Below are 18,124 nucleotides of genomic sequence, written 5' to 3'. Positions count from 1 at the left end.
ATTTCCCTTATTGCATATGTACGCTGTTGAGAATCTCAAAAACCTATTATCTTCGACAAAATCACGTTATTTACACCAAATACCTGTCCTTCCTATAATGAGGCCATGTAGAGGACATACCGCATGATTGGAATAGATGCGATGATGAGGAGATGTGAACGATGGCAAAAACCGTACCCGTTGAGCGTTTCACGCTTGGCATATGCTACTACCCCGAACAATGGCCGGAATCGATGTGGGCTGACGATTTCAAACGGATGAAGGAGATCGGCTTCTCTATCATTCGAGTGGGTGAATTTGCTTGGAATCTGTTCGAACCCGAGGAAGGTGTGTACCAATTCGACCTGTTCGACCGTGCGATCGATCTTGCGCATCAATACGGACTGCAGGTCATTATCGGTACGCCAACGGCAACGCCCCCAGCGTGGATGACGCAGCGTTACCCTGAGATTCTGAATGTGAACAAGGAAGGCGTGCCTTATCGACACGGCAATCGTCGGCATTACAACTACAGCAGCCCGATCTACCGCGATTATTGTGCCAAAATAACCGAGGCGATGGCACGCCACTACGCAGACTACCCAGGAGTGGTTGGCTGGCAGATCGATAACGAGCTGAACGCCGAAGGCGATCGCTTCTATTCAGATGCGGACGATGCGTCGTTCCGTGTCTGGCTGGAAGGCAAGTACGGCTCCCTCGACGCGCTTAACGCCGCATGGGGAACGGTATTCTGGAACCAGAGCTACTCAGACTGGTCACAGATCCATCTGCCCCGCGGCACTGTCAATCCGCATCAAGCGCTGGATGAGAAACGATTCATCTCGGACAACTGCATCTCGTTCGTACAGGTGCAGGTCGATATCATCCGGAAGCTTGCGCCGAACCAATGGATTACGACGAACGGCATGTTCCCGCATCTGGATAACCACAAGATGACGGAACAGCTGCTGGACTTCTACTCCTACGATTCGTATCCGAACTTCACATCAATCTGGAATGACGATGATCGCGATCAGCCTCTTCTCGACCGCATCTATTCCAATTACTTGACGAAGACGCGTTCCATCTCACCGAACTACACGATCATGGAGCAGCAAGCAGGTCCAGGCGGCTGGGTCACCTTCGCGCAGTCAACGCCGCAGCCCGGCCAAATCCGATTGTGGACGTACCAATCGATTGCTCATGGAGCGGACATGCTGTTGTATTTCAGATGGCGAACAGCAACGTTCGGCACTGAGATTTACTGGCACGGCATCAACGACTACCATAATCAGCCGAACAGGCGTGTCGCAGAAGTTGCTAAAGTCGGCAGCGAGATGGCGCGTATCGGAGAAGCGATCGTCGGGTCCCGCTTCGCTGCTGAAGTGGCGATCCTGCATGATTATGATAACGAGTGGGATGGCGAGCTGGACGTATGGCATGGCCCGCTCTCTCGCGAGAGTGTATACAGCTGGAGCAAGGCTATGCAGTTCAACCATGTGCCACACGATTATCTATACATCAATGAAAACACCAGCCTAAGCAACTTAACGCGTTACAAGGTGCTCATCTATCCGCATGCCGCGATTCTTACGGATGAAACGGCCGAACTGTTGAAGCAGTATGTCGCCGGCGGCGGAAAGCTGATCTTCGGTGCACGTACAGGCTATAAGGATAAGCAGGGGCACTGCCGGATGGCGCCATTCCCAGGACCAGTCGCAGAATTGTGCGGCATTACGGTAGAAGAATTCACGCTGCTCACGAGCAAGTCGAAGGTACCAGGTCTGCGTTGGACGGATGGCAAGGACGAAAGTGTACAAGCAACGATGTTCAACGATATTCTCCTGCCAGCGAATGATCGTGTTGAAACGGTTGCCGTATACGACAGCGCTTATTACGAGGGCAAGCCTGCACTCACTCGGAATGCATATGGTGAAGGCGAAGCGTACTATTACGGCGCTGCCTTCAGCCTTGATGCTGCGAATGCGCTTATTCGCCGGCTTGGTCTGCAGCCTGCAGCAGCCGATCAATTGGAGCTTCCCCAGCAGGTGGAGATCGCAATCCGCGAGAAAGGCGACCGCCGATTCGCATTCCTGCTCAACTATTCGGGCGAGCCGGCGGTTGCCCGTCTGTTGGAGAAAGCTGAGGATTTGCTTGAAGGCGTACAGCTTCAAGCAGGCGATCTGACGATCGAGCCGTATGGCGTGAGAGTGCTCGCCTTGAACTAAACGATAGTATCAAGCTAAGAGGATGTCCCCGCCGTTAGCTGGGGACATCCTCTTTGTACAGTATGCTGCGCATATGCAGTTCAATAATCACGACAGTTTGCTAGCACGAACACGCTAACGGTTCTCGGCGTGCTTATCTGCCTCAGCAACAAGGCTTACGAATTCTAACGGTTGCCGTTCTAGACCAACCGCCCACCTATCTCCAACACGAACGGCATATCTTTATGAAGCGAGTACTCCTTGCCGTTTATCCGCACTGTGCCGCCATTCTTATCCGTAATGACATGCAGCCTTTCGGAAGTCATCTTAACCGCAACCACGCCGCCGTTAACCGGAACTGTGCCTTCAATCTGCTCCAGCCCGCCAAGCTTCGGCTCGACGACGAACGTATCATAACCTGCCGAAGTCGGGGAGACTCCGAGGTAATAGCGTCCCAGCAAATAAATCGGACTCGCACCCCAAGCATGGCACAAGCTCTTGCCGTATCGGTCGCCGTACATGCCATAATGATCAAGGCCCGTAACCGACGGATTGTACTCCTCCCAGAAGGTCGTCGCCCCAAGCGCCAGCATGCCGCCCCAGTACTGCTCCATCAGCTTCGTCACATGCTCCAATTGACCCGTCTGGCACATCACCTCAAGCTCATAGAACGCGAAGTATGGCGTACTGATCTGCGGAACCTCATCATTCAGCAGCACGTTCTGAATTATCGACTCACGCTGCCGATCATCTGCAATGCCTAATAGAATGGCAAAAATATTCGCATGCCGCGTCACATTCCTCCGACCAGACTCGAAACTGTCGATGTACGCACCGTGTTCCTCGTCCCAATAGCGGGCATTGATCTGCTCCTTCAACTGCTCGCTCCGCCTCAAGTAATCCGCTTCGCCCTTCCCGAGAAGCTCGCCGCAAGCCCACGCCGCCTTTAAGCTTTCGGCCAGCAGCATTTGTTCCGCACATACTGCACCTGTCCGATCGTACTCCGCCCAGTCGACGAATACCCAGTCGCCATCGCGGCCCCGGATGAATCCGTCCTCATCCGTCCGCGAGATGCAGTAATCCATCATCGACTTCATCCGAGGGTAGATGAACGATACGAATTCGAGATCTTTCGTCCCGAGATAATATGCATGCACGCTCATAATCCAATAGAACGAGTAGTCCACAATCGTATTGGTGTGAGTCGCAATCGGATCTTTGCCTCGCAGCGCAATGATTGTTCGCTTCGTAATGTCGGCGTCGAAGTACAAATAGTTGTTGATCAAGTAGCTCTGATAAGCATCCCCCGACCACACCCACCGATCGCGTTTAATTCCATCGAGGAAAAACTCCCGGCTGTTCAGATGGAACGTATACTCTGCCGTCTCCCAGATCTGGTTCAGCAGCTCGTTCGAGGAGTTGAAGCTGCCAATTCGATTGAATGGCAAATATTCATACCAAGCCGACAACTCGAATGTCTCCTGCTCTGCGCACCGAATGTATAGATAACGAAATGCCCGTGCCGTACAACGATAAGTCGTGCTTCCCGCTGGAATCGTGTCGATGATAATGCTGTGCTCGGTATCCAATGCCTCTTCCAGCGATTCCCCGTAGTACAGGTGAATGTCCGACGACGCTTTTACCTGCTCGAATTCAAGCACTGCGAACGTTTCGCGGCCATAGTCATATACAATGCCATCCGCCCTGCGTTCAATCGATACCGGCACAATCTTCTTATATTGGAATGTAAAATGGTTGGGATCATCTTCACGGTTCAGATACAGCCCATTACATCCTGCTGGCAGCCACTCTCGCCCAAATTCATTCGCTTCCCATGACGAGTCGCTTGCACTCTCAGCACCCTCCACGTAGACACATGGCAGACCGTCTGGACGGGCTACGTGAACTACGATTTCATGCTGCCCAGCAGCTAGCATGATTGGATGCTTGAACGGATGCTTCTTCCCGTCCACCCAGACATGACCGACGCCATGGGCGAATACGGTCATTTCTTCAGGTGCGTCACAAACAATCTTCTTGCGGAACCTTACGTTATGATAGCAGTCATCCAGCCGCCAGAAGGCCGGCCATTGATATTCACGTTCTTCCCGCCTTAGGCTTAACTGCAGATGATGATAGATTTCAAAATCACCAGGGTACCAAATCCATTGCGATGCGGTTTGCATTCAGAAGTCATCCTCTCATCCTCATCCGTTCCGCGCAAGCGGAAGCGGGCTATATTGGCGTTTCATATAGCCCTATTATATAGGCTGCACAAGGAGTAACACCTGCCACAACGGACATTTCACCCTTTTCATAAGGACATAATAAACCAACTAAGCTATACTAGTCATAAGCCTAATTCAAATCCAAGGAGCATCCTCTCCATGAAACAGCCAGACAATCTATTTGAGAAAAATCATTTTCTGTCTAACAATTCACTCATGTTCGTCAACCGGTTCACGGAAGATTTCAACGTCCCTTACCATGCGCATGATTTTATCGAATATTGCTACGTGGCCGAAGGAACCGGCTTTCATCATATCGAGCAGGAGACGTTTCCGATTCACAAGGGGCAGCTCTACGTCATCCCGATCGGTGTGTCCCATGTGTTCCGGCCTTCTACACCGGGTCGATCAAGCAAACCTCCGATTGTTTACAACTGTCTGTTCGATATGCAGCTGGCCACTCTATTGTCAGGTTTGCAGGAACAACCGATTCAAGAACATCTATCCTCACTGGGAGGCAACACTTCGTCTTACTTCTCCGTCTTCGATCGGGTAGGCGAGATCGAACGCATTATGATCCAGCTGAATAAGGAAATGAACACGAACGCAATTGGTTCGCAGGCGATGCTTCATGCATTGCTAAGTCAACTTATCGTCACGGTGTATCGGCTCAAATATGGCGACAACGGTCGAGGTGCTGCCGAGGAGGAAACCACCGGCTTCCATCAGGTCATCGATTATGTGGAGCAGAACTTCCATACGACCGTCACACTGGATGAGCTATCCCGAATATCGGGTTGGAGCGCTCGGCATCTACAGCGGCTGTTCACCCAACATACCGGACAATCATTCGGCTCTTTCCTGCAAAATGTACGCATCCAGCGAAGCTGCGAAATGCTGCGCAGCACCACCCACAAAGTGAGCTATATTGCTGAGCAGGTCGGGTATCGGAGCATCGATTCCTTTAATGAAGCATTCAAAAAAACCGTAGGGCTAACCCCTACGGCTTTTCGAAAGTCTCTATAATCGTTATTGGGTTACCGCTGCCGCTTTACCTGGCTTGCCGAAATGCGGTGTGCCATCCTCATTCCACGTGAATCGCTGCACACGGGCATGACGGTTCGGATCGGACAACGCCCCGCCAATAATGTCACGATATGGACGCGCATGATAGATGATTAGATCCGTTACGCCGTCTTCCGCAACTGTAAAGCAGTTGTGACCTGGACCGAAGTTCTCCGTTTCCTCATTCGTCTCGAACACAGGAAGCGGGTGCTTCGTCCAGGAGCTCGGATCAAGCAAATCGCTGTCTTCAGATGCCTCCAACAAGCCCACGCAGTAACGGTGATCCGTTGCGCTCGCGGAGAACGCAACGAAGATTCGGCCATTCCGTACCAGCACGGCAGGTCCTTCGTTGACACGGTGACCTTGCGTTTCCCAATCATATTGCGGCGTTGAGAGGAGTACCTGAGGACCAACAATCGTCCAAGGGTTCGCCAGCTTGGCCATGTAGATGTTGCTGTCATCGCCCTTATACTGCGCCCAGATCAAATACTGAACACCTTTATGGTTGAACGTCGTCGCATCAAGGGAAAAGCTTTCGAAGTCGAGCTCGATCTTCCCTTTCTCCACCCACGTGCCTGTGATTGGATCCGCATCTACACATTCCAGCACATAAGGACGGATGGCCCATATTTCCTCAGCTTTACCCGCAGCGAAATAGACGTACCATTTATCATCAATATAATGCAGCTCCGGCGCCCAAATATGATGGCCCATCTCTCCTGTGTCGTGCTTGCGCCAGATGACCGTTTCCTCTGCATCGACCAAACCTTCAATCGTTGTGGCTTTCCGCAGAACAATGCGATCATATTCAGGCACCGATGCCGTAAAATAATACGTTCCATCGTTATGCTTCCATACATAAGGATCCGCTCTCTCTACTATCCACGGACTCGTGTAGCCAGTCTCTTCACTCACTTTATCATTCCGGTTCGTTGTCATCATGAATTCGCCTTCCTCTACTATATCTAATGGTAGCGATTTCATTATAAATGAATCCATTAACTAGTTAATAGAGAAATATCGTAAATACAGGGTAAATTTCACTTGGATTCAGTAAAAACGAAATCCTACCGCCCGCTTCGATAAAATAAAGGCGCTCTACCGGTGACCGCTTTGAACACGCGGCCAAAATGAGTCACACTGCCGAACCCTACCTTCCTTGCGATTAGACTAACCTTCGTCGGTGTCTGCTCCAGCAGCTTCTTCGCTTCCTTGATGCGAACGCTATTCAAATATTCCACGAACGTAAACCCTGTCGCTTCCTTGAAGAAACGGCTGAGATAATACGGACTAATATAGAATTGATCCGCCACCCGCTGAAGGGACAATTCGTCCATGTAATGACGATTGATATACTGCGCGATCTCTGATATCCGCTCATGCATCGCGCTTGGCGAAGCGACCGGTGTCGTGCTTCCCTGTTCAGCGTGCCGACAGCACAAGATGAGCAGCTGCTGTACAAGCGTCTGCGCGAACATTTCGAATCCGGACTTCTTCTCCCGTATCTCGCGAATTATCGCTTCTGCTAATCCATCGATGGTTACTCGATCGTGCAGCGATAAGCGGACGACCAGATATTCACGCTCCGTCAATGGCTGAAGTACATCAGGGACCGTTGAGAGAGTGGAATCTGTCATTCCGATAAAACTCGGAAGAATGTTTACGATAAGACGTTCGTGTTCAGGCATGGCCGCATTGATTGTCCGATGCACAATATTCGGGGAAACAATGACAACATCACCTTCCTCCATCGCGATTGTCCGATCTTTAATGAAGAACGATCGCTGCCCAGACATCAGATAATAGATTTCAAACGTGCTGTGAAAATGACTGATCGGCATATGATGGCTCTGCGCCTTCCGATACGATAAGAGAAACTTTCCGGCAGCATCCTCGTGATGAAGCTCTGACATTGCAATCCCCTCCTATGCCCAGTCTTCTCGTTAACTCTCGCAAGATATGAGAAGAAACGATCAATTATCGCACAAAATGTACATAATCCAATGCTACGATACATCTATAACCGATTCAAGGAGGAATCTACGCGATATGAATACTTCCATTAGCAGCAATCAAGAGACGTTGACGCCGATTCAATGGGCAGAGAAAGCATGCGAAGCAATCATGACAAAGTTCGAACCCGAGAAGCTCCCTCCGGAACGATTCCATTATCACCAAGGCGTATTCCTGTCTGGCATGACGAAGACATGGGAGCAGACACGAGATGAACGTTATTACGACTACATGAAGCGTTGGGTTGATAGTCATGTGCAAGCCGATGGCACGATCGAGAAGATCAAGACCGATGAGCTCGACGATATTCAGCCAGGCGTGCTGCTTTATCCGCTGTATGAGCGGACTGGCGACGAGCGCTACAAGAAGGCGCTGTACAACCTCGTCCCGCTGATGAAGCAGTGGAAGACGAATCCATCCGGCGGTTTCTGGCATAAGGAACACTACCCGAACCAAATGTGGCTCGACGGTCTCTACATGGGCGGGCCGATCGCTGTCCAATTCGGAAGTGTCTTCAACGAACCCGAATACTTCGATATGTGGGCTTATCAAGCGATTCTTGCAGCTCAACATACGACGGACTCCATTACTGGCCTGCTGTACCACGGCTGGGATGAGACGAAGCAAGCGAACTGGGCTGACAAAGAGACGGGGCTTGCTTCCGAGTTCTGGGGACGTGCAATCGGCTGGTTCCCGGTAGCGTTGCTCGAGATGTTCGAGTATATCCCTGACGATCATAAGGATAAGCCAACGCTTATCCGCATCGTGCAAGATTTGCTTAAGGCTCTAGTGAAATACCAAGATGAAGCAACGGGTCGATGGTATCAAGTTGTCGATAAGGGCGCTCTTCCGGATAATTGGCTTGAGAACTCCTGCACCTCCTTGTATGTTCATGCTATCGCAAAAGCCGTTCGTTTCGGCTATCTCGATCCGAAGTACCTCTCTTACGCTTGGAAAGGGTATCAGGGTGTCATTGATACCCTGCGATTCGATGACAATGGCCACGTTGTGATCGGCAATATCTGCATCGGCACAGGAATCGGCGATTATGCTCACTACATCGCGCGCCCAACAAGCGAGAACGACTTGCACGGTGCAGGCGCATTCATTCTCATGTGCGCGGAGATGAATCTGGCTGAGCAGGTCGGGCGTTAACACAGTCTTGATATAAATAAAAGGTCTGCCGAAAAGTCTATGACAATGACTTTTCGACAGGCCTTTTCCAATTCCGAATAAAGGCATTCACTAAATGGATGCGATTGACGAAACATTAATATCTTCCCCGTTAAGTGTTATCACTTTCAAAGAAGATTTCTTAACTTTTATATAAAATATTTTTTCACTCATTTGATCGGAGGGCCTGGGTGTAACACTAACCTGAATCGAGCTGCTTGAATTAGAATCTATAGTAACGGAGTCAATTGAGGTATATTTGTCTGCAACAGGGTTGGAATAATTGATATATACATAGTATAGCTCCCCCTCGTCGTTGTTTATACTTTTGCCCAGATAGATTCCGTCCACTTTTTTATTGTTCACGACCCATTTTTTAACGTTATCATCTATTGCTCTTGTTTCCAAATACGTAATTGAAAGATTATTAGAATTCGAGCAGCTTGAAACATATATCAGAGAAAATAGTACGAGCAGTAACAGAATTTTTTTCAAAAGAAGATACTCCATTCATTATTATTAAAATATCTAACGTTCGTATCCTTCACAGAAGAAGACAGTCATGAAGTCATCCACATTTTTACTTATTCGACGCATTATTCTCATGTTCCTTGCTGTCGGAATAGTGAACTAGCGAACGCCCACCAAATAATGAGGTGTCAGAGTACGATTCCAATTGACGAAACCGGAGGAATGATGGATCATATTCTTATTCAGTCCGAAGGGAATGGCAGAGATGAGTTCGATTCAGAAGAGAGAAGGCTTTCGCCAGCAGCGCTACTTCGTGCTGCCTGAATATATGCAGAACGAGCTTGCCGCAGCGGAGTTGACTAGGCAGCTCTATGTGAGCGATATTGGCGTCTTCCTGCAAGCGAAGCATCACCATCGAGAGCGGCCGGAAGGTACTGACGCCCATATTTTCATCTATTGCGTGGAAGGGGAAGGCGTTGTCGAGCGTGATGGGCAGGAGACGGTTCATCTAAAGCCTGGCAGCTTGATCGTCATTCCCGCAAGCGTCCCGCATCGTTACTGGGCAGCTGATTCGAACCCATGGAGTATCTACTGGTTTCACTTGAAGGGCGAGCACACCGGGGATTTCATCCGCCTCTATGAGCTGGATCGCGAGCCTAGACAGATGCCCCGCAGCATCGTGTCAGAGTTCATCGCCCGCATAGACCATTCCTTAGCGATTATGACGGACAGGCCTTTCTCCATTCATACGCATGTCCATATTTCACAGACCGTCCGCTGGCTCCTGAGCAGCATCGGCCACGAGCTTCTGCATGCGAATCAGGATGCGCGGCGCGGCGCTCATCTTGATCACGCGATCCGGTATATGAATGAGCATATTGCAACATCGATTCGGCTCCCTGATCTCGCTAGTTACACGGGATTATCCAAACAACACCTCTCGCATCTGTTCAACAAGGAGACGGGCTTCTCACCGATCGACTACTTCCTCCGGATGAAGATGCAGCATGCGGCTAATATGCTCGACTTGACCGATCTAACCGTCAAAGAGGTCGCAGGCGCAATCGGCATAAACGACCCGTATTACTTCTCACGCATGTTCAAGAAGTTGATCGGCCACTCGCCTACCGAATATCGCAAAATCCCAAAGGGCTAACTCGCAGCCCTTTGGGATTTTCTCTTTTACCCTCTATTCAGAACAAGCTCGTAAACCGATTCCACCGAAATGTCATCCAGCTGCGCATTGGATTCTGCCGCATTCTCGCTCCAGCCCGCCATCGTTGTATTGCTGTTCACCGAACTACCGCGTCGGATAGGTGAAATATATAGATTCAAACCTCGTTCAGTCAACCGGTCTCCGATATGCTTAAGCCCAATCTCCCACGTGTTGCCGTTGCTGAAGTTGTCATTAACAAGCTCGTTGCCCACGAATGCATAGCCGATATCACCTTTATAATTGATTCGCAGCAGCGCTTCCTTCATCCCATCTAACGCATCTTGTGGGAATGAAACTATAGCACGATAATCCGCAACCCGTTCAAGCTCGAAGCGAACTTCTCGCGTCGGAATGCGGAACCGATATTCGGTGAACAGTCCTTGTTTCGTACGTTCTACCAGCTCGCCGCCAAGCGTATGTGGAAGCTCTTCAAAATCCGGGAAGACACGAAGCACAATCTCATCGCTGCCCGTAATCTCCAGTTTCACCTGATCATTGCCGACCAGCAGATTGCTGCTCGTCAGAACGATGCGCTCCTTACCCCATAGCTCTGCCTTCCAGAAGTCGAGACTCTCAGCGTCGGTCAACGTCACAATCCGAACCAGTTGGCCGGACGAAGAGCGCAGTGAGATCGGCTGCAGATCACCGACTGTCGGATACACCACCGTTACACTATCACGTTCAACAACTTGCGCTGCTCCCGCTTCGACTACCGTTACCGTATCTGAAGCAAACACAAACTCCGGAGGCATCCCTTGTGGCGACGAGAAGAAATAGTAGATTACCCCTTCCGATTCGAGCCGCGTTATCGGCTGAACGGTCGCCTGCTCCAGCATAATGCCGTCCAGATTGAACCGATAAGGCAGCATCGCATAACTGTCCTTGCCCAGCTTCAATGGCCCTTCCAGCGGGAAACGAATTTCTTTCTCCCGCGTCACGACCGTTACGCCATCTTCAACCGATAGGTCATGCGTCACCGCATGGTCCTGATAATTGTTAATGAACAACAGGCCTGAACCATCCGCAGCCCGCACCGCATACCGGAGCGTCTCGGTATCGTACGGGTCCATCGCAGACGTATCGCCTGGCAGAATCGTTTTGGTAAGACAGAGCCATTGTTCGAACGTACGGTAGCTGTAATGCTGAAGCCGCGTCCGATGGTAGGACTCCCTTACCTGACCGAATTCGCCAATGCAAGCATTGAAATCATAGGTGATCTTGGGCGTTGCCAGATCGTTTAAGTAAAGCTCCCGTTTCCCTGTCGGATTCGAGCCGCCATGATACATATAATAGCCGATCAGATTGCAGCCCTCCGCTACCTTAATGCCCGTCATGGCTGGAACGCTGATATAAGGAAAATCGAAGCGATAACGGTAGAACGGCGTCATGCCGCCCCCCATCTCGCAGCATGCATATGGATAATCTTCCGGAACGTACATCGGCTCGAAATTGTAGCTCTTCGGAATCGCATTGTTATGTTTATCGCGGAAAATATATTCAGGTGTCGCAGGATGCTCGCGCATCTCGCCGAACCGATCATGCTCGTAGTAGATCCACGGCCAGTGGGAGTAGCCGCCCCACAGCGGAAGCATTTCATCGGCCGGCGCATTCGCTCCGCCCCATGCCGTGCAAGTATACAGCGGCGTTACAATACCCGCCTCCACCGCGATTTGTTTCAGCAAGCGCATATGCGCTTCGCCATCGAGCCCCGTTGTCATCCACTGGTTGCTGATCCCCGTCGTCATTGCCCACTGCGCAGCGGAATGGCCGTGTTCGTTCTCGATCTGTGTTCCGATAATCGGACCGCCTTGCTTAAATAGCAGCCCTTGCACCTGCTCACTGATCTGGTTATACAGTCTGCGAACATGAACGAGATAGCGCTCATCATTGGAACGTACTTCGTACGGCTGGCCATACAGCCAATCCGGCATACCCCCGTTACGGATTTCTCCGTGACAGAACGGTCCGATCCGAATAATGACCTGCAGATCATGCTTAGCGCATAGCTCGATGAACTGCCGCAAATTCCGCCGCCCGCTCCAATCATACTCACCTTCTATTTCCTCATGGATGTTCCAGAAAATATACGTACACACAATGTTAATGCCGCCCATCTTCATCTTAATGAGCTCATCTTCCCACAACTTCTCATTGTATCGACTGTAATGAAACTCTCCGCATATGCCAAAAAACGGTTGCTCGTTCTGCTCCATGTAATAGTTGGTGAAGCTGATGCGACCGCCAGTAGGACTTGTCCCTTCTAGGTAATTCGGCTTCGCTGTAATCGCTTTCTGATCTTCGCGTGCGTCAATTCGATATCGGCTCATCGTATGGTAGCAGTCTCCTTTAATTGCTTGTTTACAAGCGGACTTGTTGAACAGCCTCATTAAGTGTACTCGAACTCGATTACATGCCTTCTATCACAACTGTACCAGCTTCCATCAAGGAAGCCAATTCACGAAATACGGACAATGATGGAGTATATTCTTCAGTTTGGGTCGCACTGTATAGGATACGCCCCTGCTTATGTGTTAATTTTTACATTGACATCCATGTCAGTAAAAATATACACTGTTTATGACTGACACACATGTCAGTCCAAGAAAGGAGTTCTTCCCTATGTCACCGCGATCGAAGGAACAGCATGACCAAGTCCGTCGCGAACGGATGGACCAGATCCGTCGAGCCTTCTCGGAGGTTTATCTCGAGAAAGGCGTGCAAGGCACCGATATTGGCGAAGTCGCCAAGCGGGCTGGTGTATCTCGTACACTCATCTACTACTATTTCAAAGATAAGATGGAACTCATCCAAGGCATGTTCCAAGAATACTTCGACGCCGCGAAGGAATTTGTAACCGGCTGCCTCTTAACAGCCGAATCCCCTCTTATTCGGTTAGAACGCTATGCCCGCTTTTATCTCGAAACAGCTGTTACGAAGCCACGCCGCGTGTACTTGTATCGTAACATGATTAACGATATGCCGATCGTGTTCGGCGGACAATCCCAGGACTATTATCATTCGTTCCTTGATTCGGTTCATGGTCCACTCGTTCGTACCATTGAAGAAGGCATTGCAGCTGGACAATTGGCGGAGGTGGAGCCGGTGTTGCTGGCACAAACGTACATGGGCGGCGTTACCGGCGCAATGCTGGAGCTGGCGAAGCGTCAAGTAACTGCGGATGAAGGACATGTGTTAGTCGAACAGGCTGTCAGCCTTATTTTCCGAGGAATCGTAAAGGGCACGGTTTGAATGTCCGAGTTAGAGAGGAGTTAATGACGATGGATGATAAGAAACGATTGTATTGGACGCTCGGCGCCCTCCTTGTCGGGTTGTTCTTATCTTCACTGGATCAGACGATCGTATCCACTGCATTGCCGACGATAGTACAGCGAATAGGCGGACTTGAGCATATCTCCTGGGTGTTCACTGCTTATATGCTGACTTCCACCTCCGTCATGCCTATAGCGGGCAAACTGTCTGACATGTACGGACGCAAAAGGTTCTATATGACCGGTCTGCTCCTATTCTTGATAGGCTCCTTATTATGCGGGATGTCTCAATCGATGACGGAACTCATCTTGTTCCGAGGGCTGCAAGGCATAGGCGGCGGCATGATGGCGGCTAATACGTTCGCGCTATTGTTCGCATTGATGCCTGTAGGCAAAGTCGCCCGCGTACAATCGCTCTTCATGAGTGTGCTTGCGATGTCGTCTATTCTCGGACCAACCATCGGTTCTTTCATTACAAGCCAGTGGGAATGGCGGTGGAATTTCTTCATTAATGCACCGCTTGGGATTGCTGCACTCCTAATCATCGGCATCGCTATGCAGGACAAGAAACCTACATCATCTGTACGTCTGAAGGTTGACTATACGGGAGCGGCATTGTTGATCACAACGACGATCTCGGTACTGCTCGCGCTCAAAATGGGCGGCATCAACTATGCGTGGTCCTCTTGGCCGATCATCGGGCTGTTCGGTGTTGGCGTCGCTGCATTGACAGCCTTTCTGCTTGTTGAACGCCGCGCCGCCGAACCGATTCTGCCGCTTGGCATGTTCCGCAATCGGACGGTCGCTGGAACAGCTGGTGTCACCTTCGTACAAGGCGTCATGATGTTCGGCGCATTGCTCTACATCCCGCTGTTTGTACAAGGCAGCTTAGGCGGAAGCGTCGTCGATGCCGGCAATGCGATGACGCCGATGATGGCAGCCGTAATGGCTGGCGCTACCCTCGCCTCCTTCCTCATGCGGGTACTCACCTGGCGCGCTTGTGCGCTTTTATCCATGGCGCTCGCTGGCACTGGTCTATTAATAGTAACTAATCTTCCGCTCGATGCGAGCAAATGGACGATTCGAAGCGACATGGCGCTGATCGGCATTGGAATCGGAATTATGATGCCCATCGCGCAGATGGCGATTACGACGGCGGTCGATGACCGTTACCGGGGTGTAGCCAATTCTACCGTAACGTTCTTCCGCAATGTAGGCGGCGTATTCGGCTCAGCACTTATGGCGGCGATTGTAAATCATCATCTTAATACTTCTTCTATCTCGAATACGAATGTTAACAAAGACATACTTGCCGATGCCATTCATCTCGGCTTCTGGTTTCTTGCTGCCTCAGCCATTGTGGGCATCATCATCGCTTCTTTCATGGGACGTGCGAGGTATGTAAACAAACTACATTCACCGCGAAGTGAAGCTGTTTCTTCTATTAAATAAGAGCCGATATACAAGCAGCCTTTCGAAGATCGCTTCGGGAGGCTGTTTCTTATAGGTTCACCCCGAATTATGGATAGTTCGCCATCATTTTATTATTGTTACATTCTCTTTTCAAAACGATTACACCAATTTCATCATTATCAGAATGTTTTACATTCCGTTAACATGAGGCAAACTTCACGTTAACGCACCTCTACTACAATGATTCTTGTAGGGAACAACAAAAACGATAGTTTGGAAGGGGAACATATCCACAATGAAAAAGATTCTGACTTTAGCAATGGCACTGACACTGACGGTATCGCTCGCAGCATGCGGCAACAAAGACAAGGACAACAACTCCAGCGGCTCCGAATCGAGCAGCCTGTCTGGTTCAATTCTAGCAGTAGGTTCCACGGCACTCCAACAGCTGGCTGACACAACGGCGCAGAAATTCATGGACAAAAACAGCGGCGTTTCGATTCAAGTACAAGGCGGCGGCAGCGGTACAGGATTGACGCAAGTGGCTGACGGTCAAGCGCAAATCGGTAACTCCGACGTGTTCGCTGAAGAGAAGCTTGATGCTGACAAAGCAGCAACGCTCGTTGATCACCAAGTTGCAGTCGTTGCAATGGCAGCCGTATCGAATAAGGATGTAGGCATCGACGGTCTTACGAAACAACAGCTGGTAGACATCTTCACGGGCAAAGTAACGAACTGGAAAGAAGTTGGCGGTAAAGACGAGAAGATCCAAATCATCAACCGTCCGTCGAGCTCCGGCACGCGCGCAACGTTCGAGAAATTCGCACTCGGCACGAAGACGGAAGACCTTGCAGGTTCGATCCAAGAAGATTCGTCCGGTACAGTTAAGAAGCTCGTAAGCGAAACGCCTGGCGCTATCGGTTACCTGGCAATGTCCTACCTGGACGATTCCATTACAACGCTGAAATATGATGGCGTTGAAGCAACAGTGGATAACGTAGCGAACGGTTCGTACCCAGTGTGGGCATATGAGCACATGTACACGAAAGGCGAGCCAGATGCAGCAACGAAAGCATTCCTGGATTACATCGCATCCGATGAAGTTCAGAACGGCGATGTTGTCGAGCTTGGCTATATCCCAACAAGCAAAATGCAAGTTAAACGCGATGCAGCAGGCAACGTAACGAAATAATTAATTTAATAAACTGTAGGCCGACCAAGAGACGGGCAATCCCGTCTCTTGACCTGCCTGCGTAAGGGAGAATGCGATTATGGAGCGGTCTGTCAATATGGAGCGGTCTTACAACAAGCGACAAGAAGCTAAGCCGCATATTGCTGAGGAATGGGTCGGTAAAATCTATACGTTTATTTGTATCGCTTTCCTCGTCATTACAATATTCTCGATGGTTTACTTCGTCGCTTCGAAGGGACTTAGCACCTTTATTGTAAACGGCGTAAATGCATTCGATCTGATTACCGGTGTGAAGTGGAATCCAGACATTGATATACCGCAATTCGGTGCACTGCCATTTATCTTTGGTTCATTCAGTACTTCTATTCTCGCAGCCATTATCGCTGCGCCACTCGGCTTCTGTGCAGCTGTATTCATCGTTGAATTAGCTCCAAAATTCGGCCGCCGATTCCTGCAGCCAGTCATCGAACTGCTCGCTGGCATTCCATCCGTCGTTTACGGATTTGTCGGCTTAAGCGTTATTGTTCCACTATTCCGCGATTTATTCCCTGGTCAAGGGATTGGTATTGCTGCAGGCGCACTTGTGCTGTCTGTCATGATTTTACCTACAATTACGACAATAGCAACGGACGCGCTGTCCGAGCTGCCAGCTGGCCTCAAAGAAGGCTCCTACGCACTCGGCGCGACACGTTGGCAAACGATATATCGCGTTGCGCTTCCAACGACGATGCCTCAACAGATGACAGGGATCGTCCTTGGCATCGCAAGAGCATTCGGCGAAGCGCTCGCCGTTCAGATGGTTATCGGCAACGCTCCGCACATTCCGCATTCGCTGTTCGAATCGACATCCACGCTGACGAGTGCCATTACGCTCAGCATGGGCAATACGGCAATGGGATCTGTACAAAACAACGTGCTCTGGTCGCTCGCATTGATCTTGATGCTCATGACCTTCGTATTCGTATTCATTATCCGCTTCCTGGAAGGGAGGAAGAAGCTGTGAGTGCAAAAACAGTAGATAAAATCGCAACCGGCGTTATCATGTGCGTCGCCGGCTTCATCATCGCCGTCCTGCTCGGACTGCTTGGTTATATTCTCATCCGCGGTGTTGGCCATATCAGTTGGGACTTCCTAACTTCGGCACCTGAATCGATCCGCGCCGGCGGCGGTATCGGACCGCAGTTGTTCAACTCGCTCTTCTTGCTCGTCCTGACGTTGATCATTACCGTACCGCTTGGTATCGGCGCAGGCATCTACATGAGTGAGTATGCAAAACCTAGCAAGCTGACCTCCTTCATTCGTCTCGTTGTCGAAGTATTGTCCTCCTTCCCTTCGATCATCGTTGGTCTGTTCGGCCTGCTCGTCCTCGTTAACAAATTCGGGTTCGGCTTCTCGCTGTTCTCGGGTGCGTTGGCGCTCACAATCTTCAACCTGCCGCTTATGGTACGCATTACCGAGCAAGGCCTGCGTGGTGTTCCGCCGCAGCAGAAAGAAGCAAGCTTCGCGCTTGGCATCTCGAAGTGGAAGACGATTCGCTCAGTCCTTCTTCCGATTGCAACGCCAGTGATCCTATCGGGCACGATTCTTGCAGCCGGCCGTATCTTCGGTGAGGCAGCAGCCCTCTTGTTCACTGCCGGCATGAGCAGTCCGCGTCTTGATTTCACAGACTGGAACCCGCTCGACGATCGTTCGCCGCTTAACCCATTCCGTCCAGCCGAGACGCTGGCGGTACACATTTGGAAGATCAACTCGGAAGGTCTTGCTCCAGACGCACCGCAAATCGCAGCAGGCGCTTCCGCCGTACTCATCATCATGGTCTTGGTATTCAATCTAGGCGCTCGTGCGCTCGGCCGCTATATGACCAACAAATTCACCGCAGCCAAATAAGGAGGGTTCCA

Annotated in this window: 13 protein-coding genes; 9 read left to right on the top strand and 4 right to left on the bottom strand. The window is 50.5% G+C overall.

Annotated elements, in window-relative coordinates; translation table 11 throughout:
• The first annotated feature begins 161 nt into the window (after positions 1-161).
• Complete coding sequence (locus H8B09_RS26600) at positions 162-2,207, top strand: beta-galactosidase (protein ID WP_191206625.1); 2,046 nt, start codon at positions 162-164, stop codon at positions 2,205-2,207.
• A 179-nt stretch (positions 2,208-2,386) separates the two neighbouring features.
• On the opposite strand, the gene H8B09_RS26595 is transcribed toward H8B09_RS26600, so the two are convergent.
• Positions 2,387-4,372 carry an alpha-L-rhamnosidase-related protein gene (locus H8B09_RS26595; protein ID WP_191206624.1) on the bottom strand — a complete coding sequence of 662 codons (1,986 nt, stop codon included), beginning with the start codon at positions 4,370-4,372 and terminating at the stop codon, positions 2,387-2,389.
• A gap of 201 nt (positions 4,373-4,573) precedes the next feature.
• Here H8B09_RS26595 and H8B09_RS26590 point away from each other — a divergent pair, with 201 nt between their 5' ends.
• Entirely contained in the window at positions 4,574-5,440 is an 867-nt protein-coding gene (locus tag H8B09_RS26590; RefSeq protein WP_191206623.1) for an AraC family transcriptional regulator, read from the top strand.
• Positions 5,441-5,443: 3 nt separating this feature from the next.
• On the opposite strand, the gene H8B09_RS26585 is transcribed toward H8B09_RS26590, so the two are convergent.
• Both H8B09_RS26585 and H8B09_RS26580 read right to left on the bottom strand, forming a co-directional pair.
• Positions 5,444-6,421 (bottom strand): glycoside hydrolase family 43 protein, encoded by a 978-nt coding sequence (locus H8B09_RS26585; protein ID WP_224754035.1) that lies wholly within the window; start codon positions 6,419-6,421, stop codon positions 5,444-5,446.
• A 125-nt stretch (positions 6,422-6,546) separates the two neighbouring features.
• Entirely contained in the window at positions 6,547-7,392 is an 846-nt protein-coding gene (locus H8B09_RS26580) for a helix-turn-helix transcriptional regulator (RefSeq protein WP_191206622.1), read from the bottom strand.
• Between the two features lie 136 nt (positions 7,393-7,528).
• Here H8B09_RS26580 and H8B09_RS26575 point away from each other — a divergent pair, with 136 nt between their 5' ends.
• Together H8B09_RS26575 and H8B09_RS26570 are read left to right on the top strand one after the other, a co-directional pair.
• A complete protein-coding gene (locus tag H8B09_RS26575) occupies positions 7,529-8,647 on the top strand; it encodes a glycoside hydrolase family 88/105 protein (protein WP_191206621.1) in 1,119 nt (372 codons plus the stop codon).
• Between the two features lie 754 nt (positions 8,648-9,401).
• A complete protein-coding gene (locus H8B09_RS26570) occupies positions 9,402-10,292 on the top strand; it encodes an AraC family transcriptional regulator (protein WP_191206666.1) in 891 nt (296 codons plus the stop codon).
• Positions 10,293-10,318: 26 nt separating this feature from the next.
• Here H8B09_RS26570 and H8B09_RS26565 read toward each other — a convergent pair whose 3' ends face one another.
• Entirely contained in the window at positions 10,319-12,679 is a 2,361-nt protein-coding gene (locus tag H8B09_RS26565; RefSeq protein ID WP_191206620.1) for a beta-galactosidase, read from the bottom strand.
• A 292-nt stretch (positions 12,680-12,971) separates the two neighbouring features.
• Here H8B09_RS26565 and H8B09_RS26560 point away from each other — a divergent pair, with 292 nt between their 5' ends.
• The 5 genes from H8B09_RS26560 (at position 12,972) to pstA (ending at position 18,113) form a co-directional block, all read left to right on the top strand.
• Positions 12,972-13,601 (top strand): TetR/AcrR family transcriptional regulator, encoded by a 630-nt coding sequence (locus H8B09_RS26560; RefSeq protein WP_191206619.1) that lies wholly within the window; start codon positions 12,972-12,974, stop codon positions 13,599-13,601.
• Positions 13,602-13,630: 29 nt separating this feature from the next.
• A complete protein-coding gene (locus tag H8B09_RS26555; RefSeq protein WP_191206618.1) occupies positions 13,631-15,073 on the top strand; it encodes an MFS transporter in 1,443 nt (480 codons plus the stop codon).
• A gap of 256 nt (positions 15,074-15,329) precedes the next feature.
• Positions 15,330-16,226: a phosphate ABC transporter substrate-binding protein PstS family protein gene (locus H8B09_RS26550; RefSeq protein ID WP_191206617.1), complete on the top strand. Its 897-nt coding sequence runs from the start codon at positions 15,330-15,332 to the stop codon at positions 16,224-16,226.
• Positions 16,227-16,305: 79 nt separating this feature from the next.
• Complete coding sequence (pstC, locus tag H8B09_RS26545) at positions 16,306-17,229, top strand: phosphate ABC transporter permease subunit PstC (RefSeq protein ID WP_397376100.1); 924 nt, start codon at positions 16,306-16,308, stop codon at positions 17,227-17,229.
• Positions 17,226-18,113: a phosphate ABC transporter permease PstA gene (gene pstA, locus H8B09_RS26540; protein WP_191206616.1), complete on the top strand. Its 888-nt coding sequence runs from the start codon at positions 17,226-17,228 to the stop codon at positions 18,111-18,113. The genes pstC and pstA overlap by 4 nt, the downstream gene beginning before the upstream one ends.
• The last annotated feature ends 11 nt before the right edge of the window (positions 18,114-18,124 follow it).

This window comes from Paenibacillus terricola (assembly GCF_014779765.1).
Taxonomy (GTDB): Bacteria; Bacillota; Bacilli; order Paenibacillales; family Paenibacillaceae; genus Paenibacillus_T; species Paenibacillus_T terricola.
Note: the sequence above shows the minus strand (reverse complement) of the source record. Positions and strands in the feature narration are given on the sequence as shown.